General features: G+C 68.7%; 24 protein-coding genes. 15 read left to right on the top strand and 9 right to left on the bottom strand.

Annotated features, from left to right (window positions below):
• Positions 1-66 precede the first annotated feature (66 nt).
• Both ACIRGA_RS34215 and ACIRGA_RS34210 read left to right on the top strand, forming a co-directional pair.
• Entirely contained in the window at positions 67-1401 is a 1335-nt protein-coding gene (locus ACIRGA_RS34215) for an MFS transporter (RefSeq protein ID WP_400949260.1), read from the top strand.
• Positions 1398-2837 (top strand): FGGY-family carbohydrate kinase, encoded by a 1440-nt coding sequence (locus ACIRGA_RS34210; RefSeq protein WP_400949258.1) that lies wholly within the window; start codon positions 1398-1400, stop codon positions 2835-2837. Before ACIRGA_RS34215 ends, ACIRGA_RS34210 begins: the two co-directional genes overlap by 4 nt.
• A gap of 6 nt (positions 2838-2843) precedes the next feature.
• On the opposite strand, the gene ACIRGA_RS34205 is transcribed toward ACIRGA_RS34210, so the two are convergent.
• Positions 2844-3803 (bottom strand): hypothetical protein, encoded by a 960-nt coding sequence (locus ACIRGA_RS34205; protein ID WP_400949256.1) that lies wholly within the window; start codon positions 3801-3803, stop codon positions 2844-2846.
• Positions 3804-3926: 123 nt separating this feature from the next.
• Between ACIRGA_RS34205 and ACIRGA_RS34200 the strand changes: the two genes are divergently transcribed.
• The 4 genes from ACIRGA_RS34200 (at position 3927) to ACIRGA_RS34185 (ending at position 9271) form a co-directional block, all read left to right on the top strand.
• Positions 3927-5156, top strand: coding sequence for a DUF445 domain-containing protein (locus ACIRGA_RS34200; RefSeq protein WP_400949254.1), 1230 nt, complete (start codon positions 3927-3929; stop codon positions 5154-5156).
• 50 nt (positions 5157-5206) lie between these two features.
• On the top strand, positions 5207-6433 hold the full coding sequence (locus tag ACIRGA_RS34195; protein ID WP_038520776.1) for a DUF445 domain-containing protein: 1227 nt from the start codon (positions 5207-5209) through the stop codon (positions 6431-6433).
• A 50-nt stretch (positions 6434-6483) separates the two neighbouring features.
• Complete coding sequence (locus ACIRGA_RS34190; protein ID WP_400949249.1) at positions 6484-7707, top strand: DUF445 domain-containing protein; 1224 nt, start codon at positions 6484-6486, stop codon at positions 7705-7707.
• A 250-nt stretch (positions 7708-7957) separates the two neighbouring features.
• Positions 7958-9271 (top strand): hypothetical protein, encoded by a 1314-nt coding sequence (locus ACIRGA_RS34185; protein WP_400949246.1) that lies wholly within the window; start codon positions 7958-7960, stop codon positions 9269-9271.
• On the opposite strand, the gene ACIRGA_RS34180 is transcribed toward ACIRGA_RS34185, so the two are convergent.
• From ACIRGA_RS34180 to ACIRGA_RS34170, 3 genes are all read right to left on the bottom strand, one after another.
• The gene (locus ACIRGA_RS34180; RefSeq protein ID WP_400949243.1) at positions 9268-10149 is read right to left on the bottom strand and encodes a metal ABC transporter permease; all 882 of its coding nucleotides are present in this window, start codon (positions 10147-10149) and stop codon (positions 9268-9270) included. The two genes, ACIRGA_RS34185 and ACIRGA_RS34180, sit on opposite strands and share 4 nt — an antisense overlap.
• Before the next feature lie 174 nt (positions 10150-10323).
• The gene (locus ACIRGA_RS34175; protein ID WP_400949240.1) at positions 10324-11157 is read right to left on the bottom strand and encodes a metal ABC transporter ATP-binding protein; all 834 of its coding nucleotides are present in this window, start codon (positions 11155-11157) and stop codon (positions 10324-10326) included.
• On the bottom strand, positions 11157-12089 hold the full coding sequence (locus ACIRGA_RS34170; RefSeq protein WP_400949236.1) for a metal ABC transporter solute-binding protein, Zn/Mn family: 933 nt from the start codon (positions 12087-12089) through the stop codon (positions 11157-11159). The genes ACIRGA_RS34175 and ACIRGA_RS34170 overlap by 1 nt, the downstream gene beginning before the upstream one ends.
• A gap of 200 nt (positions 12090-12289) precedes the next feature.
• On the opposite strand from ACIRGA_RS34170, the gene ACIRGA_RS34165 reads away from it, so the two are divergent.
• The 4 genes from ACIRGA_RS34165 to ACIRGA_RS34150 all read left to right on the top strand — a co-directional run bounded on the left by ACIRGA_RS34165 (position 12290) and on the right by ACIRGA_RS34150 (position 15878).
• Positions 12290-13390: a LacI family DNA-binding transcriptional regulator gene (locus ACIRGA_RS34165; protein ID WP_005165317.1), complete on the top strand. Its 1101-nt coding sequence runs from the start codon at positions 12290-12292 to the stop codon at positions 13388-13390.
• A gap of 51 nt (positions 13391-13441) precedes the next feature.
• Complete coding sequence (locus tag ACIRGA_RS34160) at positions 13442-13933, top strand: beta-class carbonic anhydrase (RefSeq protein WP_400949233.1); 492 nt, start codon at positions 13442-13444, stop codon at positions 13931-13933.
• 18 nt (positions 13934-13951) lie between these two features.
• On the top strand, positions 13952-14827 hold the full coding sequence (locus ACIRGA_RS34155) for an A/G-specific adenine glycosylase (RefSeq protein ID WP_400949230.1): 876 nt from the start codon (positions 13952-13954) through the stop codon (positions 14825-14827).
• 88 nt (positions 14828-14915) lie between these two features.
• Complete coding sequence (locus tag ACIRGA_RS34150) at positions 14916-15878, top strand: N-acetylmuramoyl-L-alanine amidase (RefSeq protein ID WP_400949227.1); 963 nt, start codon at positions 14916-14918, stop codon at positions 15876-15878.
• Here the strand turns inward: ACIRGA_RS34150 and ACIRGA_RS34145 are convergent.
• Positions 15823-16977, bottom strand: coding sequence for an MFS transporter (locus tag ACIRGA_RS34145; RefSeq protein WP_400949224.1), 1155 nt, complete (start codon positions 16975-16977; stop codon positions 15823-15825). The genes ACIRGA_RS34150 and ACIRGA_RS34145 overlap by 56 nt on opposite strands.
• Before the next feature lie 167 nt (positions 16978-17144).
• Here ACIRGA_RS34145 and ACIRGA_RS34140 point away from each other — a divergent pair, with 167 nt between their 5' ends.
• Positions 17145-18587 carry a M1 family metallopeptidase gene (locus ACIRGA_RS34140; RefSeq protein ID WP_400949221.1) on the top strand — a complete coding sequence of 481 codons (1443 nt, stop codon included), beginning with the start codon at positions 17145-17147 and terminating at the stop codon, positions 18585-18587.
• 44 nt (positions 18588-18631) lie between these two features.
• Here ACIRGA_RS34140 and ACIRGA_RS34135 read toward each other — a convergent pair whose 3' ends face one another.
• The 3 genes from ACIRGA_RS34135 to ACIRGA_RS34125 are packed head-to-tail and all read right to left on the bottom strand — an operon-like array spanning position 18632 to position 21605.
• Positions 18632-19606, bottom strand: a complete 975-nt coding sequence (locus ACIRGA_RS34135) for a LysR substrate-binding domain-containing protein (RefSeq protein WP_400949219.1) — start codon at positions 19604-19606, stop codon at positions 18632-18634.
• Complete coding sequence (locus tag ACIRGA_RS34130; protein ID WP_400949215.1) at positions 19603-20916, bottom strand: purine-cytosine permease family protein; 1314 nt, start codon at positions 20914-20916, stop codon at positions 19603-19605. Before ACIRGA_RS34130 ends, ACIRGA_RS34135 begins: the two co-directional genes overlap by 4 nt.
• A 2-nt stretch (positions 20917-20918) precedes the next feature.
• Positions 20919-21605, bottom strand: a complete 687-nt coding sequence (locus ACIRGA_RS34125; protein WP_400949213.1) for a tRNA-dependent cyclodipeptide synthase — start codon at positions 21603-21605, stop codon at positions 20919-20921.
• Between the two features lie 159 nt (positions 21606-21764).
• Between ACIRGA_RS34125 and ACIRGA_RS34120 the strand changes: the two genes are divergently transcribed.
• From ACIRGA_RS34120 to ACIRGA_RS34110, 3 genes are all read left to right on the top strand, one after another.
• Entirely contained in the window at positions 21765-22718 is a 954-nt protein-coding gene (locus ACIRGA_RS34120; protein ID WP_400949211.1) for a LysR family transcriptional regulator, read from the top strand.
• A gap of 92 nt (positions 22719-22810) precedes the next feature.
• Positions 22811-23161: a rhodanese-like domain-containing protein gene (locus ACIRGA_RS34115; RefSeq protein ID WP_360083951.1), complete on the top strand. Its 351-nt coding sequence runs from the start codon at positions 22811-22813 to the stop codon at positions 23159-23161.
• Between the two features lie 12 nt (positions 23162-23173).
• Positions 23174-23608, top strand: a complete 435-nt coding sequence (locus tag ACIRGA_RS34110; protein WP_400949206.1) for a thioredoxin family protein — start codon at positions 23174-23176, stop codon at positions 23606-23608.
• Here the strand turns inward: ACIRGA_RS34110 and ACIRGA_RS34105 are convergent.
• Entirely contained in the window at positions 23590-24387 is a 798-nt protein-coding gene (locus tag ACIRGA_RS34105) for an alpha/beta fold hydrolase (RefSeq protein WP_400949203.1), read from the bottom strand. The genes ACIRGA_RS34110 and ACIRGA_RS34105 overlap by 19 nt on opposite strands.
• On the opposite strand from ACIRGA_RS34105, the gene ACIRGA_RS34100 reads away from it, so the two are divergent.
• Positions 24386-25825, top strand: a complete 1440-nt coding sequence (locus ACIRGA_RS34100) for a M1 family metallopeptidase (RefSeq protein WP_400949200.1) — start codon at positions 24386-24388, stop codon at positions 25823-25825. The two genes, ACIRGA_RS34105 and ACIRGA_RS34100, sit on opposite strands and share 2 nt — an antisense overlap.
• The last annotated feature ends 182 nt before the right edge of the window (positions 25826-26007 follow it).

Below are 26007 nucleotides of genomic sequence, written 5' to 3'. Positions count from 1 at the left end.
GTAACATCTTGAAAGTTAAGTTAACACGATCCATGATACGCTGAACACGACGTCATGGAGGCGTGCATGAACCAGGTAACATCGCCGTTATCGCGATCCGGGAGCGGGTTCGCCCGCGTACTGAACCGTTGGGGCCTCCCCGCCCCGCTGTTCCTCGGCTATGCCGGGCTGCTGCTGTTCATGATCGGCGACGGAGTCGAGTCGGGCTTCATCGCGCCGTTCATGGCGGACAACGGCGCGGGCACCGAGATCAAGGCTTCGTATGTGATCACCGTGTACGGCGTCGCCGTGATGCTGGCGTCGTGGTTGTCGGGCGCGCTGTCGGATCTGTGGGGGCCGCGTCGCGTGATGATGATCGGCCTGGCCATCTGGCTGGTGTTCGACGTGCTGTTCCTCGCGGTCGCGGTGTCGGGTGAGAACTACCCGTTGATGCTGGTGTTCTACGGCCTGCGCGGCTTCGGCTATCCGATGTTCGCGTTCGGCTTCCTGGTCTGGATCACCGCGGTGGCACCGGTCGCCAGGCTCGGCGCGGCCGTGGGCTGGTTCTACTTCGCCTTCACCGGCGGGCTGCCGACGCTGGGCGCGCTCGTCGCGAGCTTCACGAATCCGGTGCTGGGCCAGTACGGCACGCTCTGGGTGTCGGTCGCGCTGCTGGCACTCGGCGGACTGCTCGCGATCTTCGGGGTCCGGCAGCGGACGGGGTACACCCGGCTCGCGCCGCCGGACGTGAAACCGGTGCAGAGCCTGGTGTCCAGCGTGTCGATCGCGTGGAAGAAGCCCCGCGTCGGCGTCGGGATGCTCGTCCGCGTCATCAACACCGCGCCCGAGTTCGGGATGCTGGTGTTCTTCCCGACGATCTTCATCGAGGGCATCGGGTTCGGGGAGAGCCGCTGGCTGCTCCTGGTCTCGGTCATCTACGGCACGAACATCTTCTTCAACCTGATCTTCGGCGTGCTGAGCGACCGGATCGGCTGGCGCACCACGATCTTCTGGTTCGGCGCGATCGGCTGCGCGATCTCGATCCTGTTGCTCTACTTCGTCCCGATCGCGATGGGCGCCGAGTACTACTGGCTCGCACTGCTCGTCGGCGCGCTGTACGGCGCCACGCTCGCCGGGTTCGTGCCGATCTCGGCGCTGCTCCCCTCCCTCGCCCCGGAGAACAAGGGTGGCGCGATGGCCCTGCTGAACCTGGGCGCGGGCGCGGCGGCGTTCGTCGGGCCGGCGATCGTCAGCGTGTTCCTCGGCCCGCTGGGCGCGGCCGGCGTGGTGATCGTCTTCGCCGCGCTCTATCTGGTCGCGGCGGTCATGGTGCGCTACCTGAAGTTGCCCGATGAGACGGCGAAGGCGATCGAAGAGGACAAAAGTCTGCAAGAAGTCGGAGAGAAGGTCGTCACCACGTGAACCAACCCGTCACGATCGGCATCGACGTCGCCACCGCGGGGGTCCGAGCCCTCGCGGTGCGCGGCGGCACCGTCCTCGCTTCGGCCGCCGAGCCGCTGCCCGCGCCGGTCCGCGACGGCCGCGGGCACAGCGAGCAGGACGCCCGGTCCTGGTGGCCGGCGGTAAAGACGGTGCTGGCGAAGGTCACCGGCGAGCTGCCGGGCAGGGGCGGCGAGGTCGCCGCGGTGGCCATCGCCGCGACGTCGGGGACGATCGTCGGGGTCGACGCCTCCGGTGAGCCGGTCACCCCCGCGCTGATGTACGACGACCGGCGCGGCGCCGAGCTCAACCGCGAGGCCACCGGACTCGGCGCGGATCGCTGGCGGCGGCTCGGCTTCGGCGTGTCCGCCACGGCCGCGCTCGGCCGGATCGCCTGGCTGGCCGGGCACGCCCCCGACGTCGCCCGGATCTGGCACACACCGGATCTGATCGCCGCGGAACTCACCGGCGAGCCGGTGGCGACCGACTGGTCGCATGCCTTGAAGAGCGGCTACGACCCGCTTTCCCTCGAATGGCCACACGAGGTCTTCGAGTGCTTGGGGGTGCCGGAGAGCCTGCTCCCGTCGGTGGTCGCGCCGGCCACCGTGTTGGGTGAGGTGGCTCGTCCGGTCGCCGGTCTCCCGGCGGGCTGCCCGGTCGTGGCCGGGATGACCGACGGCTGCGCGGGCCAGCTCGCGGCCGGAGCGGTCACTCCCGGGAGCTTCGTCGGAATCCTCGGCACGACGTACGTGCTCAAGGGAGTCACCGAAGAGCTGGTGCCGGATCCGACGGGTGCGATGTACAGCCACCGTCATCCGGACGGCTGGTGGCTGCCCGGCGGCGCGTCGAACACCGGCGGCGAGGCCGTCGCCGGGCAGGATCGGCTTCCCGAGCTCGACGCGGCGGCGGCCGCACTGGGTCCGGCGAAGGTGGTCGCGTATCCGTTGCGGCGCAAGGGAGAACGTTTCCCGTTCGCCAGCCCGGACGCGGAGGGCTTCGTGTCCGGCGATGCCGACGAGGTGGAACTGCACCGGGCCAGGCTGGAGGGAGTCGCCTTCCTCGAGCGGCTCGCGTTGGACCACCTGCGCCGCCTCGGCGTCACGGTCACCGATCCGCTGCTCGCGGCGGGCGGCGGCAGCAGGAGTCCTTTGTGGACACGGATCAGGGCGACCGTCACCGGCCTCGGTCTGCGGGTGTCACCACAGGCGGAAACGGGATACGGCGCCGCGCTGCTCGCCGCGGCGGGGGTTCTGCCGGGCGGGCTCACCGAGGCGTCAGCGGGGCTCGGCGCGGGAACGCTGGTCGAGCCCGACGAGCGCGAGAGCGCCGCGCTCGCCGAGTCGTACCAGCGATTCTGCACCGAGCTGCACACCAGAGGCTGGATCGACGACGAGCTGTTCGCCGTCGTCCAGCATTGAGAGAGATCAGGAAGGGCGTGGGCCGTTGGACTTGGTAGGGGCGGGCTTCGGCGCGGCCGCCGGCTTGGCTGGCTCGGCGGCATCAGGGGCCGAACCCAGCAGCCGGATGGCCTCCTGGACCGCGACATCCGTGGCGGAGAGCCGATCGGCGACCTTCGACCGGAGTTCCAGCGCGAGCTTCCGGGCCTGCTGAGCTTCGGCCTGCTGGGTCTTCGCGTCGGTGAGGGCCTCCGCGACCTGCTCCTGTTTCGCGGCGATGTCCTCCGCCGAAGCCTTCTCCGACTTGGCGATCTTGTCCGCCGAGATCCGCTCGGCTTCGGCGCGTTTGGCGGCCGACACCCGGTCGGCTTCCGCGATCTTGTCCGCGGACGCCTTCTCGGCCTCCGCGCGACGAGCCGCCGAAGCCTCCTCGGCCTTCTTGTCCGCGGCGGCGCGGGCCCGGACGCTCTCCAGGTCCAGCTCCTTGCGCTTCTGCGCCGCCTCGGAGTTCAGCCGCTCGATCTCGGCCTTCGCGTCGGCGAGCAGCTTTTCCCGCTGGGCCTGTGCGTCCTTGGCCGCCTTCTCGATCGCGCGCTGTGTCTCGTGGGCGTACTTGTCCGCTTCGGTCCGTGTCGACTTGGCGTCGGCTTCCGCGGCGGCCTTGAGGTCGGCGATCTCCTCCTCGGCGAGCTGCATCATCATGCGGACGCGTTCGGCCATCGCGCCGGCGCCGGACGGGCTCGAACTCATCCGCACGAGGGCGGCCTTGGTCTCGTCCAGTTCCTTCTGGGCGTGGCCGAGCGCCTTGGTGAGGTCGCCGGCGGTCGCCACGGCCTCGTCGCGGCTGCGTGAGGTCTGCTTGAGTTCGGTCGCCAGTTCGGCGAGGCGCTCGTCGACCTGACGCTTGTCGTAACCGCGGACAGCGCCCGCGAACGGGGACGATTTCGCTGAGGGCGCCTGAGGCGCCGACTTCTCAGGAGCGACCATGGCGGCCACCTTAATGAGCGGGCACCCGTCAGGCAGTACCGCCAAACGGCTGCACTCGGCGTGCGGTGGCCGGATCGCATGGCATCCTGCATTGTTGACAGGTCGTAAGCAGGGGAGGCCCGGTTGGACATCTCGGCGATCCTCGAAGACATCCGCGAGCACTGGCACGTCTACGCCACGATGCCCTTCATCGCCGCGCTCATCGGGTACGTCACGAAACGCGTCGCCATCGAGATGATGTTCCGGCCGCTGGAGTTCGTCGGGATCAAACCCTTCCTCGGCTGGCAGGGGGTCATTCCGGCCAACTCGCGCCGGATGGCGACCACCGCCGTCGACCTGCTGACCAAGAACCTCGTCGATCCGCAGGAGATCTTCTCCCGGCTCGATCCCGAGGAAGTGGTGAAGGAACTCGAAGAGCCGCTCCTCAAGGCGGTCGAGGACGTCACCCGCGAAGTGATGGAGCAGTACCAGCCCAGACTGTGGGAACTGCTGCCGACCCGGGCACAGCGCATGCTGGTCGACCAGGTCCGCGCGCAGGCGCCGAAGGTCGTCGCGAGGCTGATGCGCGAGGTGTCGACGAACATCGACGAGGTCCTCGACGTCAACGAGATGCTGATCAACGCGATGGTCCGCGACAAATCGCTGACCTGCCGCCTGATCAAGGAGGTCGCGACCCCGGAGCTCCGCTTCATCGCCCGGTCCGGCATCTGGTTCGGCTTCGTCATCGGCCTGATCCAGTTCGTCGCGTGGGCGTTGACGAAGCAGCCGTTGATCATGCCGATCTTCGGTTTCGTCACCGGGTTCGTCACCGACTGGCTGGCGCTGAAAATGATCTTCTACCCGCGCGAGCCGCGCCGGTTCCTGTTCTTCAGCTGGCAGGGCATGTTCCAGAAGCGCCGCCAGGCGGTCGCCAAGGACTACGGCGCGCTGATCGCCGACGAGGTCCTCACCGTGCGGAACGTGATGGAGGCCGTGCTCACCGGGCCCAAGTCGGACAAGCTGTTCGCGATGATCACCCGCGAGGTGCAGCGCACCATCGACGCGCAGGCGAGCATCGCGAAACCCTTGGTGGCGTTGACCGTCGGCGGGGTCCAGTACCAGGAGATGAAGAAGGCCGCGGCGGAAAAGGCGATCGCGTATCTCCCCGAAACGGTGAAACACGTGGAGAGTTACGCCACTGACGCGCTCGACGTCCGCAACACCATCGTCACGAAGATGCAGCAGCTGACCCCGCTCGAGTTCGAGGGGATCCTCCGTCCCGCCTTCCAGCAGGACGAATGGAAGCTGATCGCGGTCGGCGCGGTGATCGGCGGGCTCGTGGGTGAACTTCAGGTCCTGCTACTCCTCCATTGAGGACAGGCGGCTAGGTTGCCCTTCAAGCAAGACGCGGGAGGGGCTCGAAAGTGGACGCCGTCATCGCCGATCTCGGCGAGCACTGGCCGGTGTACGTCACCATGCCGTTCGTCGCCGCGCTGATCGGCTACGTCACCAAACGCGTCGCCATCGAGATGATGTTCAAACCGGTGGAATTCGTCGGTGTGAAACCGTTCCTCGGCTGGCAGGGAGTGCTGCCGGCGAACGCGGAGCGGATGGCGGCCACCGCCACCGAGATGCTGACGAACAACCTCGTCGACCCGAAGGAGATCTTCGCGAGGCTCGACCCGGCCCAGGTGGCGAAGGAGATCGAGCAGCCGCTCCTGCGGATCGTCGAGGACGTCACCCGCGAGGTGATGGAGCAGTACCAGCCCAGGCTCTGGGAAGTACTGCCGAACACCGCCCAGCAGTTGCTGCTCAAACGCGTGCAGGCGGAGGCGCCGCGCGCGATCACGAAGATCATGGGCGAGATCTCGGAGAACATCGAGGACGTCCTCGACCTCAAGCACATGGTCGTGACGAACCTGGTGCGCGACAAGGCCTTGCTGAACCGGCTGATCCGCGACATCTCGCGGCCGGAGATGCGGTTCATCGCGCGGTCGGGGATCGTGTTCGGCTTCTCCCTCGGCTGTGTGCAGCTGCTGGTGTGGGCGCTGACGAAGTCGCCGATCGTGCTGCCGCTGTTCGGTATCGGCATCGGCTGGTTCACCGACTGGATCGCCCTGAAGATGATCTTCCTGCCACGGGAGCCGAAACGGTTCTTCGGCTTCTACACCTGGCAAGGCGTGTTCCAGAAACGCAAGGACCAGGTCTCCGCCGACTACGGCGACATGATCGCGCGCGAGATCATCACCATCCCGAACCTGCTCGAAGCCGTGCTGAGCGGGCCGAAATCGGACAAGCTGTTCGCGATGATCACCCGCGAGGTGCAACGGACGATCGACGCGCAGGCGAGTGTCGTGAAGCCGTTCGTCGCGATGGCCGTCGGGAGCAGGCGGTTCCAGGAGATGAAGCAGACGGCGGCCGCGAAGGCGGCGGCGCGGATCCCGGAGACGATCCGCCACGCCGAGAGCTACGCGGTCAACGCGCTCGACGTCCGGAACACCATTGTGGACAGAATGCGGCGGCTGAACCCGCTCGAATTCGAGCAGCTGCTGCGCCCCGCGTTCCGGCAGGACGAGTGGAAGCTGATCGCGGTCGGCGCGGTGATCGGCGGCCTTGTCGGTGAACTTCAGGTGCTTCTACTGCTTCACTGACGGCCACCCGATACGGTTTCCCCCTTCCCTGAGCGAAGCGAGGAGGTCGTGTGGACGCCGTCCTGGACGACCTCGCCCGGCATTGGTGGCTGTACGCCGCGATCCCGTTCGTCGCCGCGCTGATCGGCTACGTCACCAAACGCGTCGCCATCGAGATGATGTTCAAACCGCTCGAGTTCGTCGGGATCAAACCCTTCCTCGGCTGGCAGGGCGTGGTGCCCAAACACGGCGGGCGGATGGCCGCCGTCGCGACCGAGCTGCTGACGTCGAATCTGCTGGACGTCAAAGAGGTCTTCCGCCGGATCGATCCGGTGATCATCACGCGCGAGATCGAGCAGCCGTTGCTGCGGGCGGTGGACGAGGTCGCCCGCGAAGTGCTCGAAAAGCACCATCCCAGGCTCTGGGAGGTCATGCCGACGATGGCGCAGGAACTGCTGATCAAGCAGGTCCAGGCGTCGACGCCGCGGCTGGTGCGCGAGTTCATGGAAGAGATGACCGAGAACCTCGACGAGGTGCTCGACTTCCAGCATATGACCGTGCAGCGGCTCACCAGGGACAAGAAGCTGCTCGTCCGGCTGATCCGCGAGACGTCGCGGCCGGAGATGGCGTTCATCGCGCGGACGGGGATCTACTTCGGCTTCGGGCTCGGCATCGTGCAAGCGATCGTCTGGGCGGCGACGAAGGAACCGTGGGTGCTGCCGATCTTCGGCGGCTGCATCGGGCTGTTCACCGACTGGCTCGCGATCAAGCTGATCTTCGTGCCGCGCGAGCCGGTGCGGGTCGGCCGGGTGATCCTGCAGGGCAAATTCCAGCGGCGGCGGGCCGAGGTCGCGCATCAGTACGGCGAGATGATCGCGAACGAGATCCTCACCGTGCCGAACCTGCTCGACGCGGTGCTGCGCGGGCCTCGGTCGGATCGGCTGTACTCGCTGGTCGAGCGGCTCGTGGCGCAGGCCGTCGACGAGCAGGCGAGCGTCGCGAAACCGATGGTCGTGATGGCCGTCGGCGGGCAGCGGCTGCAGGAGATCAAGCAGGCGGCCGCGCGGAAGGCGCTGGAGCGGCTGCCGCCGACGATCCGCCACGCCGAGGGCTACCTGACCGAGGCGATGGACGTCGCGAAGATCGTCGAGCGGCGGATGCTCGGACTGACGCCGCTGGAGTTCGAGGGGTTGCTGAGGCCCGCGTTCCGGCAGGACGAATGGAAGCTCATCGCGGTCGGCGGGCTCATCGGCTTCCTGGTCGGTGAGCTGCAGGTGCTCCTGATGCTGCACTGACGCCGGATCGCGTTTAGCGGGCTAAACGCGCTTTGGGTGCCCGGGCGTTGCACCTGCGTTTAGCGGGCTAAACGCGATCCGGGGAGTGCCATGCCCCCAATGTGACATTGGGGACGTTGAGCGTCTCCAATGTGACATTGGGGGCATCGGTCCTGGAGCGAGCAGGTCCGGCGGATCGCGTTTAGCGGGCTAAACGCGCTTTGCGGGCGGTTCTCACGTGCGGGAGACACGGGATGATTACGGTGGAGGGGTGGCGTCCGAACCCCAGCAGCTGCCAGCCGTCCACGAGGCGTGGCTTCCGCGCGAGCACGCGTTGCACCGTCCCCGCCACGGCGGGCGGCAGCTGACCGCGCTGATCAGCGCGCTTCTGTTCTTCACCACCCCCGCGCTGCTGTGGGTGTTCGGCGTCCGGCCGGGCGAGATCGAGAACCACAAGCTCGCGAGCTTCCCCGGTCTGGACCGGGGCTGGGGCTTCTTCACCGACATGCCGACCTGGGCGATCGATCAGCTGTCGTTCCGGCCCGGCGCGATCGCCGCCGCCGACGCGATCAGCCGTGGCGTCTTCGGCGAGGGCGCCCCGCTCGACCAGCCGCCCCCGCAGCAGCAGGCGGGCCCGATCCCCGCGCCGCCCGCGCCGGCCCCGTCCAAGACCGCGCCCACCCAGGGACCGACGCCGAACGCCGCGTCCGGTTACCGCCGGGTCGTGCAGGGCCGCGACGGCTGGCTGTACTACGGCTACGACGCCGACGCGAAATGCGATCCGTCCCGTCCGCTGCCCGAAACCATCGCCAAGATCAACGAGCTTCGGCGCGCGGTCGAACAGTCCGGCAGGCGGTTCGAGTTCGTCGTCGCGCCGGACAAGTCGACGATGGTGCCGCAGTTCCTGCCCGACAGCTACCCCGGCAAGGACTGCTCGCGGTCGGCCGAGGCGACCACCTGGCACCGGATGCTCAAGGACGCGCACGCGATCGACCTGCGGCCCGAGCTCCGGGCGTCCGAAGGCCGGGTGCAGCATCCGATCTACCCGCCGAACGACACCCACTGGGCCGACGAGGGCGCCCTGGTGATGACGCGCGCCATCGCGAACGCGATCAAACCGGGTGTCACGCAGACCTGGGTCAGCGTTCCCGTCGGCCAGTACGACACCGTCGCCGATCTTCCGCCGCTGATCAGTAAGCAGGGCACGAAGACGAACACGCTGTACAGCCTCCGCCCGGACGGCGTCGTCGAGCGTGCGGGCGAGCCGAACGGCGACATCGACCGGCCCGTCTACCGCACGGCGAGCCCGCTGATCGGGACCGTGGACGAGAAGATGCTGATCTACGGCGACTCGTTCACCAAGGCGTCTTCGCGGTATCTCTCGGGCGCTTTCACGAACCTGACGATGCTGGCGCACTTCACCCAGAAGACGTCGCAGGCCGAGGCCGTCGACGCTTTCGTGAACGCGAACGTCGTGGTCGTCGAGGCCGTGGAACGCAGTGTGGCCGGCGGCCAGCTCGCGTTCATCGACCCCGGATTCCTCGAAGCGGTCAAGAAGGCGCTAGCCGAGCACCCGATCCGCTAGCGCAAGGCGGGCTGCGCCGTCGCGGCCGGCTCGACGCGGATCCGCGAGTTCCGGCCGCGCAGCCACGCGACGAGGCGGCAGACCAGGTAGATCACGAACGAAATCGTCGTGACGAACGCGCTCACCGGTTTCCCCGGCGCGAGCGAGAGGATGATCCCGCCGAGCGCGGCGATCTCCGCGAACACGATCGACAGCACGGTCGCCTTCCACGGGCTCGCCGTGACCCGCGCGGCCGCCGCGGCCGGGGTCACCATCAGCGAGACCACCAGCAGCGCGCCGACGATCTGCACGCCGAGCGCGCTCGAAATCCCGACCAGCACCGCGAAGATCAGCGACAGCAGCCGCACCGGCACGCCGCGCGCCGTCGCGACCGCGGGGTCGACCGTGGCGAACAGCAGCGGCCGGTAGATCACCGCGAGCACCACCAGTACCACGACCGAGGCACCGACCAGAAGGTTCAGGTTGGTCGAGTCGATGGTGATGATCTGCCCGACGAGGATGCCGAACTTGTTGGCGCTGCGGCCTTCGTAGAACGACAGCAGCAGCACACCCATGCCGAGGCCGAAGGCGAGGATCACGCCGATCACGGAGTCGCGTTCGGACTCGCGGCCGCCGAGGAGGCCGATCAGCAGGGCGGCGATGACCGCGCCCGCGAGGCCGCCGAGTTCGACGCCGACGCCCAGCAGCAGCGCGCCCGCCGCGCCGGTGAAGGCCAGTTCGGCGGTGCCGTGCACGGCGAACGACATCCGCCGCATCACCACCAGCGGGCCGAGCACCCCGGCCACCAGGCCGAGGACGGCGGCCGCGAGCAACGCCGTCTGCACGAAGTCGAGGCCGAGGAGCTCGCCGGTAAGGGCGAAGTCGAACATCTTGTCCACGGTGTTTATCCCAGAACCCGCGATCGGGATCGCGTCGCCAGGGCGCTGGTTCGCGCCGTCGATCGAGTTGTCCTGCCGAGGCGCCCTGCCGCCCCGATCCCGAGGCCTCCGGCCGGGGCGGGTTCGGCGTGTGGTCCGGACCGCACGAATGACCTCACTTCGTCGTCCACGGTGCTAACTGGCCTGTTCGTCGAAGTGGTGGGGCTCGTCTTCGCACAACGCGCTCTGCGCACCGGCGACGTGGATCTGCCCGCCGACCTTGAGCACCTCGATCCGCGTGCCGTACAGCTCGGACAGCGTCTCCGAGTTCATCACCTCGTCCGGCTTGCCGACCCGGAACTGGCCGTTCACCAGATACAGCATCCTGTCCACATAGGACAGGATCGGGTTGATCTCGTGGGTGACGAACAGGACGGCGGTGCCGGCGGAACGCCGCCGCTCGTCGATCAGCTCGCTGACCGCGCGCTGGTGCGCGAGGTCGAGGGAGAGCAGCGGCTCGTCGCACAGCAGGACTTCGGGGTCGCCGACCAGCGACTGCGCGACGCGGAGCCGCTGCTGCTCGCCGCCGGAAAGCCGTCCCACCGGCTGCTTCGCGTATGCCTGGGCGCCGACGGACTCGATCGCCCGCGACACCAGCTGACGCCGCTTCGAAATCCCGAAAAGCCCGGTGCCCCACCGGTGCCCGTCCAGGCCGAGGCCGACCAGGTCCACCCCGCGCATCGTGAGTCCCTCGTCGAGGGCGCGCTGCTGCGGGATGTAGCCGATCCGCCGGTTCGTCCCGCCGGGGCGCCGCCCCGCGATCTCGACCGTGCCCTCGGGCAGTCCCTGCTGGCCGAGCAGCACCTTGAGCAGGCTGCTCTTCCCGGAGCCGTTCGGCCCGAGGATCGCGAGGAACTCGCCGGGTTCGACGTCGAGGTCGAGCCCGGACCAGAGGGTTCTCGTGCCGAACGCGAGGCTCGCCCCGCGGACACGGACCGCGGGGCGGGCTTCGGCAGGTACGGAGGTCACTACTTCAGTGCTCCCGCCAGCGCGTCCACTTCCTTGGTCATCCATGCAATGTAGTCGGTCACACCCTGCGGGAGCGTTTCGGTGACGTCGACGACCGCGATCCCGGCGTTCTTGGCGTCGCCGACGATCTGCTGGGTGACCGGGGTGCTGGTCTGCGCGTTGTTGACGACGGCCTTGACCTGCTTGCCGGAGATCAGTTGCTTGACCGCGTTGAGCGCGGCCGCGGGCACGTCCTGCTCCGCTTCCACGGCCTCGGCGAAGGCGGGCGGAGTCGCGTCGGTGACCTTCGCGCTGTCGAGCAGGTAGTGCGCGACGGGCTCGGTGGCGACGACCTTGGCACCCGAGCCGTTCAGGCCCGAGACCTTCTTCAGCAGCTCCTGGGTCTTGCCCTTGAACGCGGTCGCGTTGGCGGTGAAGGCGTCCTTCGAGGCGGGCTGGATCTCGCCGAGCTTCGCGGCGACCTGGTCGGCGATCTTCTCGACGCCGGGGAGGCTGTACCAGACGTGCTCGTTCTCGTTGCCGGTCGCGGCGATGTCGACGGCGACCAGCTTCTGCGCGCCGGTGGCCTGGTCGGCGAGCTTCGAGAAGAAGTCGTCGTAGCCGCCGCCGTTGGACAGCGTCAGCTTCGCGTTCTTCGCGGCGACGGCGTCGCTCGCGGTGGTCTCGTAGGAGTGCGGGTCGGCCGAGGGGTCGTGGATGATCGAGGTGACCTCGACCTTGTCGCCACCGACGGCGGTCACGACGCTGCCCCAGACGTCGGTCGAGGCGACGACCTTGATCTTCTCGCCACCGCCCGGGTTCGCGGCGGACGCGTTCTGCGAGCCGGAGCCCGACGACGCCTGGTCGCTCGACGCGCAAGCCGTCGCGCCGAGCGCGAGGACGGCCAGGGCCGATACGGCCGCGAAAACACTCTTAGTACGGCGGGAATTCATTTACTGCACTCCTGCGGATGCCCTGGCCAGGTGTCCCCAATGCCGGGTAATGGAAACCGTTGTCAGATTCAACTGTACCCCATCCGGATGACGACGCTCCCCGTCCAGGCGCGAGCTGTACCCAGGGTCACTCTGAATCGAGACCTGCCACACGTCGGGTGATGCTTCTGCAAAACGTTCTGAACCGTTACGGTTTGCGGATGGGCCGTCCTATCCGCACCAGGAGGCAGGCGACACTGGCGTCGTTGGCCGCAGAGCTCGGTGTGTCGAGGACCACCGTCTCCAACGCCTACAACCGACCGGACCAGTTGTCCCCTGAGCTGCGCCGCCGCGTCCTCGAGACCGCGCGCCGCCTCGGCTACCCGGGCCCGGACCCGGTGGCCCGTTCACTGCGGACGCGCAAGGCCGGCGCTGTCGGTCTTTTGCTCACCGAGAACCTGTCCTACGCCTTCCGTGACCCCGCCGCCGTCGGCGTGCTCGAAGGACTCGCGCTCGCCTGCGAGGACGCGGGCGTCGGCCTGCACCTGGTCCCGGCGAGCCCGGGCCGGGAGGACGTCGCGGCCGTGCACCGCGCCGGCGTCGACGGCTTCGTCGTCTACTCGGTGCCCGACGACGACCCGCATCTGGGCGCCGTGCTGGAGCGCCCGGTGCCGACGGTGATCGTCGACCAGCCGCGCGTGGACGGCGTCGACCGGGTCGGCCCGGACGACGCGGCCGCCGTCACCGCCATGGCCGAGCACCTCATCTCGCTGGGTCACCGGCAGATCGGCGTGCTGTGCATGCGGCTGGCCCGCGAGCGCAACGACGACTTCGTCTCCATCCAGCGGCAGAGCGCCGCGCACTTCCACGTCCAGCGGATCCGGCTGGAGGCGCTGGCCGCCGCGTTCTCGGCGGCCGGGGTCGACTGGGCGACCGTTCCGGTGGTCGAGCGCTTCGACCACACCGTGGACGACGGCGCGTCGGCCGCACGCCAGCTGCTCGACGCGTATCCGCAGGTCACCGCCGTGATCTGCACCTCGGACATCCTCGCCCTCGGCGCGCTGGCCGAGGCGGAGCGCCGTGGGCTGCGCGTGCCGCAGGATCTGACGGTCACCGGGTTCGACGGCATCACCGAGGCCGAACGCTCCGGGCTCACCACGGTCCACCAGCCGGTGCTCGAGAAGGGCAAGGCGGCGGGCAAGCTGCTGCTCAGCTCCGCCGACCGGGTCGGGCCGAAGGTGATCACGCTGCAGACGGAACTGCGGGTCGGGCGCACGTCCGCGCCGCCGCGGACGGCCGAAGAGCGCTGGTTCGGGCCGTGATCTGCGCCCGTACACGTTGCCCTCGCCCGGCGGGTCGGTTCCAATGAACGCGTGACCTCAATCGACGTACTGCTCAAGCGCAACCAGGAGCTGGGCGATGTCACTCCTGGCGACCGTTCGTCTCCGAGGCCGTCGCTCCAGGTGACGATCCTGACCTGCATGGACGCCCGTATCCGGGTGTTCGAGATCTTCGGGCTGATCCAGGGCGAAGCGCACATCCTGCGTAACGCGGGCGGCGTCGTCACCGACGACACGATCCGCTCGCTCGCGCTGAGCCAGCGGAAGCTCGGCACGCGTGAGGTGCTGATCGTCCAGCACACCGACTGCGGCCTGTCCATGGTCACCGAAGACGACTTCAAGGACGAACTCGAAGCCGCCAGCGGGCTGCGTCCGACCTGGTCGGTGGAGGCGTTCCGCGAGGTGGAGGACAGCGTGCGCCGGTCGGTGCAGCGCGTCCGGCGCAGCGACTTCCTGCCGCACACCGACAACGTGCGCGGCTTCGTCTACGACGTGAAGCTAGGCCGCCTCACCGAGGTCGAGTAGGGGTTTTAAGCTGGCTCCGTGGGCGTCGACGCGGATGTGCTGACCGGCTGGTTCGACGAAGTGGGGCGCGACCTGCCCTGGCGTGAGCCGGAATGCTCCGCTTGGGGCGTGCTCGTCAGCGAGATCATGTTGCAGCAGACCCCGGTCGCGCGCGTCCAGCCGATCTGGCTCGAATGGATGGCGCGCTGGCCGGTGCCGTCGGCGCTGGCCGCGTCGTCGCAGGGCGAGGTCGTGCGCGCCTGGGGCAAGCTCGGCTACCCGCGGCGCGCGCTGCGGCTGCACGCCGCGGCCGCCGTCATCGCCGCCGAACACGGCGACGTCGTTCCGTCCGATGTGGACACCCTGCTCGCGTTGCCGGGTATCGGCGCGTACACCGCGCGCGCGGTCGCGGCCTTCGCCTACGGCAAGCGGGCGCCGGTGGTGGACACGAACGTCCGGCGCGTGGTGGCCAGGGCGGTGCACGGCGCGGGTGACGCCGGGCCGCCGTCGAACACCCGCGACATGGCCGACGTCGAAGCGTTGCTGCCGCCGGAGGACGCGCCCGCCGCGAAACTCTCAGCGGCGTTGATGGAACTCGGCGCGCTCGTCTGCACCGCACGGTCTCCGCGATGCGCGGACTGCCCGATCTACGACGATTGCGCCTGGCAGCACGCGGGCAAACCCGCCTACGCCGGGCCCGCGAAGCAGGTCCAGAAGTTCGCCGGGACCGATCGCCAGGTGCGCGGGTTGCTGCTCGACGTCCTGCGCGGCAGCGAAGGCCCGGTCGAGAAGGCGCGGCTCGATCTCGTGTGGGACGAATCCGGGCAGCGCGACCGTTGCCTCGACTCTCTGCTCGTCGACGGCCTCCTGGAGCAGACCCGGGACGGTCTGTTCGCCCTCCCCGGCGAACACTAACGCATTACGACAAAAGTTGGTCAATGGTTGTCATCGGCGCGATGGCGGGTTAGTTTTCCGGCCAACGCGCATGATGGGAGTTACGCCCGTGGCCGACTTCGACCGACGTACCGCGCTCAAGGGCGGCCTGACGGTAAGCGCCGTCGGGCTACTGGGGACAGCGACCATTTCCGCCGCCAACGCGGCTTCCGGGGTGGCGGAACCGAAGATCCACGACACGGCGGCCTGGGGTGCCCGGCCGCCGAACGGGGCGATCGAGGTGCAGAACCACAAACCGACGTACATCGTCGTGCACCACACGGTCGACCCCGGGAACGTCACCGACTACACGCTCGAACACGCCTTCTGGGCGTCGCGTTCGATCCAGAATTTCCATATGGACACCCGTGGCTGGGTCGACACCGGCCAGCAGTTCACGAACAGCCGCGGCGGGCACGTCACCGAAGGGCGGCACCGCAGCCTGGAGATCCTGCGCGGCGGGACCCAGCATGTGCTCGGCGCGAACGTGGGCAACAACAACAGCACCTGCATCGGGATCGAGAACGAGGGCCTCTACAGCAAAGAGGATGTCACGCCCGCGCTCTGGGACTCGCTGGTGAAACTGGTCGCGTACATCGCGTCGCAGTACGGGATCTCGCCGGAGTTCATCAAGGGGCACCGGGACTTCAACTCGACCGAATGCCCGGGAACCGTGCTGTACAACCGGCTTCCCGAGCTGCGCACCGAGGTCGGCAAGCTGCTGGGCTCCGCGTCGCCCAAGGTGGATCTGCCGGAATGGCCGCTGCTCAAACCCGGCGACACCGGGCCTCGGGTGCGGACGGCGCAGGAACTCCTGCGGGCACGCGGTTTCGCCGTGCCGGTCGACGGCCTGTTCGGACAGTCCACAAAGGACGCCGTCGCCACGGTGGCGGCCCGGCATGGGCTGGAGCGCGATGCCTGTGGTGCGACCGCGGCGACCGACGAGACCGGGTTCCTCGGCTCCGACGTCTGGCCGCTCATCGTCGGGTCCGGCACCGATCTGCGGGCGCTGAAAGCACGACTCGCCGGCTGAACAGCAGCGGCACGAGGATCATCGAGGCCGCGAACCACGGGAGCAGCGACGTTCCCAACGGCAGCAAGAGACCGCCGACGAGGGCTCCCCCGGCGACGGCGCCGTTCCAGGCCGCGATCGTGAGCGACTGGGCGGCGTCGGCCGTGGGGCCCGCGAGTAACGCGGTGACGGCTTGGAACGCGGTCGGCGCGCCGCCGAACCCCAGGCCCCACAAGGCCGCGGCGGCCAGCACCAGACCGTGGACACCGTCGCTGATCCCCAGCAGGACGATGGCGGCGGCGGTCACGGCGGCGCAGGACACGAGCACCGCGCGCGGGCGGCCGTCGAGCGCGGAGCCGACCGCGACCAGCCCGCCCACCGTCGCGCAGCCGAACACCAGCAGCGCGGCGCCGAGCATCTGCTGCGCGCCCAGCCCGGCGAGCACCGGCCCGATGTAGGTGTAGGCCACGTTGTGCCCCAACGAGAACAGCGCCACCGTCGCCAGCACGGGACGCATCCCCGGCAGCCGTGACGCGGCCAGCGGCCGGGTGGGTCCCGCCGGATCGGCGGGTACGGCGGGCACCGCGACGGCCACCCATCCCAGCAACGGCACGGTGATCAGCGCCATCGCGGCGAACGCCCAGCGCCAGTCGGCGAACTCACCGAGCGCGGTACCGGCGGGCACGCCCAGCGCGAAACCGATCGGCGTGCCGGACATGGCCACGGCGAGCGCGCGCCCGGTGAGTCCCGGCGGGGCGAGCCGCATCGCGTAACCCGCGACGAGCGACCACATCACCCCCGTCAGCGCACCGGAAACCACCCGGGTGGCCAGGATCAGCGGGTACGACGAGGACACGGCGATGACCAGGTTGGTGACCAGGAAGCCGAGGATCAGCGCCAGGAGCAAGCGTTTGCGCGGCACCCGGAGGGTCGCGCCGGTGAGCGGGATGGCGGTGACCGCGGTCGTGATCGCGTAGACCGTCACCAGCTGCCCGGTGGCCGACGGCGAAACGCCCAGCTCCTCGGACATACCCAGCAACAGCCCGGCCGGCAGCACTTCGGTGAGGCAGCCGAGGAACACCGTGGTCGTCAGCGCGAGCAGCGCCGGGAGGGGCAGCATGCCTCGACGATCTCGTCCCCCCGCGCGGCGCGGGTAGTCCCCGGCGGGTATGCCGCCCGGTTATCGGCCGGGATAACCCGGCGGCATGACCGGCTGGCAGTGCCGCGCGCGGCGCGGGCGTACGCACGATGACCGGGCATCCTCCCCCGTAGAGAGAAGGCTCGTTCATGACCGTGCGGATTCGGTGGCAGGAGCCACTGTGCACCGCGTTGCTCGCCACCACGATGATCGGCGCCTGCCCGGCCTCGGCCGCGGCCCAGCCGTCACCCGGCAGCGACGGGTATGTGCACGTCTCGCCCGACGGCACCGTCCTCGGACCCGATCCTTACTACCCGAAGGACGGCAACGGCGGCTACGACGTCGACAAGTACTCACTCGCGTTGGACTACTCGCCGTACTCGATGTTGTTGAGCGGCAAGGCGACCATCACCGCGACAACGACACAGGACCTCAACCGGTTCGATCTCGACCTGCGCGGTCTCACCGTCCGGTCGGTCACCGTCGACGGCGTGGCCGCGACGTTCCGCCGGGAAGGCGAACACGAGCTGGTGATCACCCCGCGGACTCCGTTGGCCCAAGGCGCGCGGTTCACCGTGGTGGTCGGTTACGACGGGCGTCCGGAGCCGATCGCCACCACGCGGGGACGGGTCGGCTGGCTGGCCGCGTACGGCGATTCCGCCGTCGCCACCGGGCAGCCGCGTTCCGCGATGACCTGGTTCCCCGTCAACGGCACCGAAGTCGACAAAGCGACCCTGCGTGTCTCCGTCACCGTCCTGGACGAATTCTCCGTGCTGAGCAACGGTTTTCAAGTCTCCGACGGGCCTGCGGGCTTCGGGCGGCACACCGTCACCTGGTCGGAGGAAACCGCCCTCGCGCCGAGCACGGCGATGCTCGGCATCGGCCGCTGGGAGGTCGAGAGGATCACGCTTCCCGGTGGGCGGACCGCGATCAACGCCTACCACCCGTGCGCCGTGGACAAGAAGAAGATCGGCGGACGGCTGCCCGAGGTGCTGGAATTCCTCACCGGGAAGTTCGGCGACTACCCGCAATCGGCGGCGGGCGGGCTTTTCCTCGACCGCTCGCTCGGCTACACGCACGGCGCCCAGACCCGTCCGGTGTACGGCCGCACGGCCACCGTCGCCGATCTGGTGTACGCCACCGCGTACCAATGGTGGGGAGCCGGCGTGAGCGGCAAGATGTGGCGCGACACGCTGATGACCGAGTCCGTCGCGCGGTACGCGGTCTGGCTGTGGGACGAGGCGAAGAACGGCGTCGACCTGGATCGGCGATATCGCGAGCTGGTCGCCAAGGTGCGCGATGACACGGCATTCTGGGCGCCGAAGCTCACCGATCCGGGCAAGGGCACCGAATTCGCGCCGACGGCCAAGGCGGTGCTGATGGTGCACGCGTTGCGCCGTCTCATCGGCGACGACGCGTTCTTCCAGATCATGGCGGGCTTTCCGGTGATCAACCCGCAGGGAAACCAGAACTGGCACGACTTCGAGCTCTACGTCTCCGCGATGACGCAGCGGGATCTCGGCGAGTTCGACCGCGCCTGGCTGGACGGCACGGTGCGGCCGCCGGACGAACTCCTCTTCCCCGGGCGCTGAACGACCTCGTGAGTGGTAAGGACGGTTCTAACCATCCTTACCACTCATGAGTCTCTGGCCAGGTATTCGGCGTAGACGGGTGCCGTCCGGGCCTCGGCCCAGTACGCCTCGACCACGGCGGCGAGCAGCTCGTCCCGCCGTCCCGCCACGAAGGTCTCCTTGTTCCAAGCGAGAACATGCCTGCGCGGCAACACATCCCCGCGCAGCGGCCGGGTCACGATGCCGTGGTCGCCCGGATCGCAGATCGGCTGGGACAGCCCGATCGCGCCCGCCTTGACCACCAACAGCGCCACCTGCTGCGAAGTCACCTGATGGGTGAACGATGGGGTGAAGCCGTGCCGCGCGCAGGTGTCGGCGAAGTACTTGGTGAACGTGGCCGCCGACGAATCGGACACCATCACCCAGGATTCGTTCCGCAGGTCACGCAGGTCGACGATCTTCTCGCGCGCCAGCGGATGGGATTCCGGCAGCAGGACGAACGTCGGCTCGGTCACCACCACCGCGGTGTCCACGTTCGGCGGGATTTCGAGCTCGTAGCCCGGATAATCCTTGACCAGCGCCAATTCCGCGCGGCGCTGGGCCAGCAGCGGCAGCAGCCGCTCGGGGTGGTCGTCGTGCACGAGCTGCACCTCGGAGACTCCCGGCCACAACCTGGTCACCAGCGACGGAAGACACGACACCAGCGCGCTGGCCACCGCGGCCACCCGGACGACGTCGGGCGGTCCGCTGGGGCAGACGCGCTGCTCGATGTCTTCGAGCAGTTTGTCCAGCTGTGGCAGCAAAGCGGCGGTGCGGCGTAACAGCAGTTCGCCCATCGGCGTCGGGGTCACGCCGCCTTCGCACCGGTCGAACAGCTGGTAGCCCAGCATGTTCTCCAGCCGTTTGAGTTGCGCGGAAACCGCGGGCTGGGTGACGCCCAGCGCGATCGCGGCACGGGAAAGGCTGCCCGTGTCCGCGATCGCCCTGATCACCCGCAGGTGGTGGACATCCAGCTGTACGACGTCGAACTCCTTTGTCACGAACGGGTTTTCGACCCGCCGGAAGAAGTCGTGACCGCGGGAACCACCGCGGCCCTGGTCCGTCTGCCGAGAAGAACATACAGCAGAAAAGCGCCGAAAACGGAGTTCACCGTGGGGATTCCCCACGGCAGCCAGATCCCCGCCGCCGCGCCGGCCACCCAGCAGATCAGCGCGGCGGGAACCCAGGCCGGGCAGGTGGACGGCAGTTCCCCCGACGCGCGGGTGGCGTCCAGATCCGGTTTCCAGCGCCGGACCACGTAGTACTCGGCGATCACCACCCCCGCCACCGGTGGCGTGAGCACGCCGACCCAGGTCAGGAAGGTGGTGAAGTGATCGAGGATGCCGATCGCGGAGAGCATCGTGCCGAGTCCGCCGAGCAGCAGGGTCGCGGTGGTGCGGTCCAGCCGCCGCGACAGCAGCACCTGCACGGTGTTCACCAGCCCGAGCGAAGACGAATAGAGGTTCCAGTCGTTGATCTTCAGGATCGCGGTGACCAGGATCAGCGTGCCGAGCACACCGGACGACGAGGTGATGATCCCGACCACGTCGGCGCTTTTCGCCGCGTGCGCGAGCAGGACCCCGATCAGGCCGATCAGGTACTGGCCGAGGGTGACGCTGACCAGGGTCTGCTTCACCACGTCGGACGCGGTCCGGTTGAACCGGGTCATGTCCGGCGTCATGATCGCGCCCATGATGAAGGCGCCCGCCACCAGCGTGGTGCCCTGCGCCAGCGACATCGTCGGCCCGGGCGGCGGCTCGGCCATCAGCACGGGGAGCGAATGGTCGCCGAGCGCGGAGATGATCGAAAACGCCGCCAGCGCAAGGAAAGCGGGCACCGTCAGATACGCCGTCCAGGCCATCGCGTGGAAGCCGAACACGACGATCGCGGTGACCAGCGCGCCGCCGGCGAGCGCCCACACCCACACCGGCGGGCCGCCCATCAACGCGTGCAGGCCGTGGGCGAAGACGTCGTTCTGCACTCCGAACCAGCCGGCCAGGCTCAGCGTCATCAGGAGCCCGACCAGCGACGAACCGCCGGTGCCGAACCCGGTCCAGCGCGCGAGCACCGACGTCGAAAGGCCCTCACGGGTACCGGCGACGCCCATCAGGATGGTGATGATCTCCAGCAGTACGGAACCGATCGTGATGGCCAGAACCGCTTCCCAGAACGTCATGCCGAAACCCAGCACCGCGCCGAGCAGGAACTGATGGAACGAGGACACCTGCCCGAACCGTTGCAGCGCGACGGAAACCCAGGAGTAGCGGCGATCGGCGGGCACCCGGCGCAACGAGAAGTCGTCGTGGTCCACGATCACTCCACCCGTTCCGGGACGGCTTGTTCGAGGACGACGAAGCCTTGGCCAGGCATCGGCCGCCACGAAAGTTCGCCGCGATAGAGCCGTTCGAGGAACGCGACCCGCTGGTGATAGGCGAACACGGAGCTTTCGACGCCCGCCACGGCGACGGTGCCGACGAACATCGGCAACTCGGCGAGGAAGTACCGGACAGCGCTGCGCAGCTGGTCACGGGAGGGGTGCCGGCCTTCCGGCAGCCGCCGGTCCAGCACCCAGCCCGTGGCTCCGAGGCACTGCTCGGCGAACTCCGAATCACTGGCGAACCGTTGGTGCGCCTCGGAAAGCAGGCCGAGATACGCGGGATCGGTTTCGAGCACCGCGGCGTCGAGGATCAGCGTCCGCGCATCCCCGGGGTAGACCTGCTCGAGCGCCCGGATGATCTTGTTACGCGTGTAATTTCCTTGCCGTTGCGCCTTTTGCGCGGCGCGGACCGAGTCGTAACCGAGCGCTTCGAGGGTGAACGCTGACGGGCCGTCCGGGACGAAGAAATGGAAACCCCGAAAGGCCGACATGGCCCAGCGGGCGAGATCGGCGATACGTTCCACCGTGAAATGGCTGTTGAACGGGCTGACGCCGAGACAAACGTGTTCGGCCCGCGCCAGCGGATCGGCGCAATGTTCCGTGAGTGGCAGTGGTCGCGGCAAGACGGCTCCCGATTCGCGTGATCTGCGGTGCGTCGACCGAACGTAGCCACGGCACGCCTGCGCGGGTATTGCCGTCGAATGTTGTCATCGGGTTATGAGAAATCGCGGGTCTCTACTTTCGGAGGTGCCGGGCGCGAACCGGTCGCGGTATACGAAGTCATGGAGATTCAGGTTCGGCATCTTCGCGTGATCTGTGAGATCGCCGCCTCCGGCAGCCTCAACCGTGCCGCGGCCGGACTGGGGCTCGGGCAGCCCGCGCTCAGCCACCAGTTGCGCCGGATCGAGCGGATGGTGGGCGGTCCGCTGTTCCACCGCGACCAGCACGGGGTGCGGCCCACCGAACTCGGCGCCCTGATCCTGCGCCGGGCGCGGGCCATCGTGCTCACCTTCGACGAGCTGGAGCACGACTTCCACCGCCAGGAACCCGAGACGGGCGAATCGATCAGGATCGGCTGGAACGACAGCGCCATCACGGGTTCCCTGCTCGGCGGACTGCGCGACCTGCGCCCGGGCGAGCCGTTCCGCACGCGCGCCGACACCTCGCGCACGCGGCTGCTCGCACAGGTCGCGAACCGGGGCATCGACCTCGCGCTGATCATGATCTGCGGCAGGCGTGGCCTTCCGGTGCCGCCGGAGGTGCGGACGCTGACGCTGGTCGAGGAGCCGTCGTTCGTCGCGATCCCCGCGGAACATCCGCTCGCCGGCGAAGAGGAGATCGAGCTCGCCGAACTGGCCGGGGAGGACTGGATCGTGTCGAGCGGCGGTGACGGCTGCCGCGTGGTGTTCCGCGAAATGTGTCTCGCGCACGGTTTCGATCCACGGATCACCCACGACGTCGACCTCGACAACGCGCGGGAGGACCTGGTCAGCGGCGGGTACGGCGTCGGGCTCATCCAGCCGACCCGGCCACCGGCGGACGGACTGGCCATCCGGCCGCTGGCGGGCGCGCCGATGTGCGTGCGGCACGTGCTCGCGTGGCGGGAGGACGGCCCGTGCGCCCACGGTGTCCCGGAGCTCGCCACCGAGGCGAGGGCGGGATATTGGCGGCTCGCCGATCGGACGGCACCGTACCGCTCCTGGCTGCACCGCCACGGCAGATTGGCCGCCGGATAACCCCTCGGCATCCCGAGGCGGCACTAGAGCGTGTCCTCGCGGTCGGCCGACGATGGGAATCGTCAATCACGGTCGCCGAAAGAAGGGGCACCATGCTGCCGTTGATCACCCGTACGGAATTGCTCTCCCGGATGGAGTCCGGATCGGTGGTCGTGGTCGACACGATGCCGGTCGCCTATTTCGACAAGGAACATCTTCCGGAAGCGCGCAACATTCCGGGTTTCCCGTACGAACAGGCCGCCGAATTCACCGACCGGCTGGCACCCGTGGTGCTTCCGGACAAGGCCGCCGCGATCGTCGTCTATTGCGCGAACACGCCGTGCCGCAACAGTGAATTCGTCGGACGGCGCCTGCTGGAGCTCGGGTACACGAACGTCCGCAAGTACCGCGAAGGCATCGAAGACTGGGTCGCGAACGATCTTCCGACCTGGTCTTCGTCCTGAAAGGAGATCGTCTTGTCCAAGTGCAAACGGTTCGTCTGCGTGCTGGCCGGTGTGCTGGCACTCGTCGCCGGCTTCGGCAACGGCGCGGCTTCCGCCGCACCGAAGGCCGAGAACGTGATGGCGGTGACTTCGGCCAACTACGCCGAGGTCATGAACATTTCGAAGGAAAAGCTGGTCATCATGGACTTCGGCGCGACCTGGTGCCCGCCGTGCCGCCAGATGAAGCCGGTGCTCGAACGGCTCGCCGGTGAATACGGCGGCCGGTTCCTGCTGGGCGAGGTCGACGTCGACCAGAGCCGTGACCTGTCCAACCGGTACAACATCCGCTACCTGCCGACGCTGGTCGGTGTCCGCAACGCCGCCGAACTGCCGTCGTCGCGGAACATCGGTTACCCGGGCGAAACGCGGTTGCGCGCCTGGATCGACGCTCAGCTGGCGAAGGGCTGACCGATGACGTCGGAGAGAAACGCTTCGACGGCACCGAGGTAGGTCTCCGGCGCTTCGTCGTGCACCACGTGCCCGGCGCCTTGGACGACGATATGCCGCCCGAGGCCGCCGGGCACGCGTGCGGCCAGCTCGGCCTGCTGGCCGTGCGGCATCGCGGTCCGTTCGCCCTCGATCGCGAGCAGCGGGCATTTGACGCGCTCGACGAACTCCCAGAAATCGCGCCGTCCCCACTCGGCCGCGATCTCGTACAGGTCCGCGAGTGACGCGATCAGGTGGTAGCCGTCTTCGCGTTCCTCGACGCATTCGATGAAGTAGTCGCCCGTGTCGCCGAAGAACTCGCGTACGTGGGCCAGCGACCGGAACGGGACCGGCCACGACTCGAAGTACCCGCGCCAGGTGTCCACGGTCCGGCCGCGCTGATCCGGCGCGAAATCCTCGCAGACCACGGCGCGGACGAGCTCGGGATGCGTGGCCGCGGTGACCCACGCGTGCAGGCCGCCCATCGAATGTCCGATCAGGACCGCGGGTTCGCCGAAGGTTCGCAGCACCTCGGCGACGTCGTCGGCGAACCGTTCGGTGCGCCAGGGCCCGCCGCGCGGACCGCGGCCGTGCCCGCGCGCGTCGAGGCCGTGGACACGCCCGTACGGTTCGAGCCTTCGCGCGACCCGCCACCACGTCGTCGCCCTGCCCATCAGCCCGTGCAGCAGGACGATCGGCGGCCCGTCGCCGCCGAAAGTGACCAACCCGTCGCGCTGGATCACCACTAAGCTCCCCTCCATGCGCAGCCGTGTCCCCGTCGCCGGTCTGGTCCTGGGGGTCGTCTGCGCCCTGATTATCGGCTGCACCGCCGATCCTCCCCCGGCCCCGCCCCCTCCGCCGCCGATGAACCCGGCCCCGGGCGCTTCGGGTGCGGGCGACCCGTACTACCCGATGGACGGGAACGGCGGCTACGACGCGACCGAATACCAGGTCGGGATCACTTACGACCCCGCGAAAGGGCGCCTCGACGGCGACACCACGGTGATCGCGAAAGCGACCCAGGACCTCAATCGGTACAACTTGGACTTACGCGGCTTGACGGTCCAATCCGTTGAAGTGGACGGTAAACCGGCGAAGTTCGCGCGCGAGGGCGAATTCGAGCTGGTGGTGACACCCGCCGAGCCGATCCGGAACGGGGCCTCCTTCCGCACGAAGGTCCTCTACGGCGGTGATCCCTCGGCGACCCCCAAGGCAGGTGGCAGTGAGAACGGCTGGCAGAAGTCGAAGGACGGCGGCGCGTTCATCGTCGGCGAGCCGCATTCGGCGTCGTTCTGGTACCCCGTCAACGAGACCCCGCGTGACAAGGCGATGTTCACCCTCAACGCCCGCGTGCCGGACGGCTGGACCGTCATCTCGAACGGGCGCGAGATCCAGAAGACCGCGGCGAACGGCTGGACCACGACGTCCTGGCAGGAACGCACCCCCGTGGCGGCGTACCTGACCACGGTGGCGATCGACAAGTTCACCGTCGACAGGATGGCGCTCCCGGACGGGACGCCGGTGGTCAACGCGTACGCGCCGGGCGCCGAAGACCGCCGCGACACGGGCAGGCGGCTGCCGGAGATCATCGGCTTCCTGACCACGAAGTTCGGGCCGTACCCGGTGGACGCGGCGGGCGGTGTCTATCTCAACGAAGACATCCATTTCTCACTGGAGACCCAGACCAGGCCGACCTACGCGAAATGGGCCGACCTGATCACCGTCGTGCACGAAACCGCGCACCAATGGTTCGGCGATTCGGTGACGCTGAATTCGTGGTCGGACATCTGCCTCAACGAATGCCTCGCGTCGTACGCGCAATGGCTGTGGCAGGAATCGCGGGACAACGAGAACCTGGACGACCGTTATCGCGCCGCCCTCGAGATCATGCGGGGCAGCACCGATTTCTGGAAGCCGAAACTGGTCGACATGGGAGCCGGGCAGGAATTCCACGGCGTCTACGACAAGGGGATACTGGCCGTCCACGCGCTGCGGCGGAAGATCGGCGAAGGCGCTTTCGCGCGACTGCTGAAGGGTTGGCCGGCGGCGCACCGGAACGCCAACGCGACCTGGGCGGAGTTCGAGGCGTTCACGATCAAGCTGTCGGAGCAGGATCTGCGGCCGTTCTTCGACGCGTGGTTCCACGGGACGACGATCCCGCCGGACGCCGAACTGCTGCCGGGCACCCTGCGAGGCTGAGCCCGCCGCCCGGCCCACGCATTTAGTCCTCTGAATGAGGCCGGGCGCGGGGGTCGTGAGTGGCAGGCGGGGGGGGGGGGGGGGGGGGGGGGGGGGGGGGGGGGGGGGGGGGTGGCGGGCCGGGCGCGGGCGCGCGCCCGCCGCGGCCGCGCGGGCGGCCGCCAGCGAGGAGAGCGGTGGCC

The sequence above is a fragment of the Amycolatopsis sp. NPDC102389 genome (assembly GCF_044765885.1).
Classification (GTDB): Bacteria; Actinomycetota; Actinomycetes; order Mycobacteriales; family Pseudonocardiaceae; genus Amycolatopsis.
The sequence above is the reverse complement of the archived record's forward strand: the minus strand, read 5'-3'. Positions and strand labels throughout refer to the sequence as shown.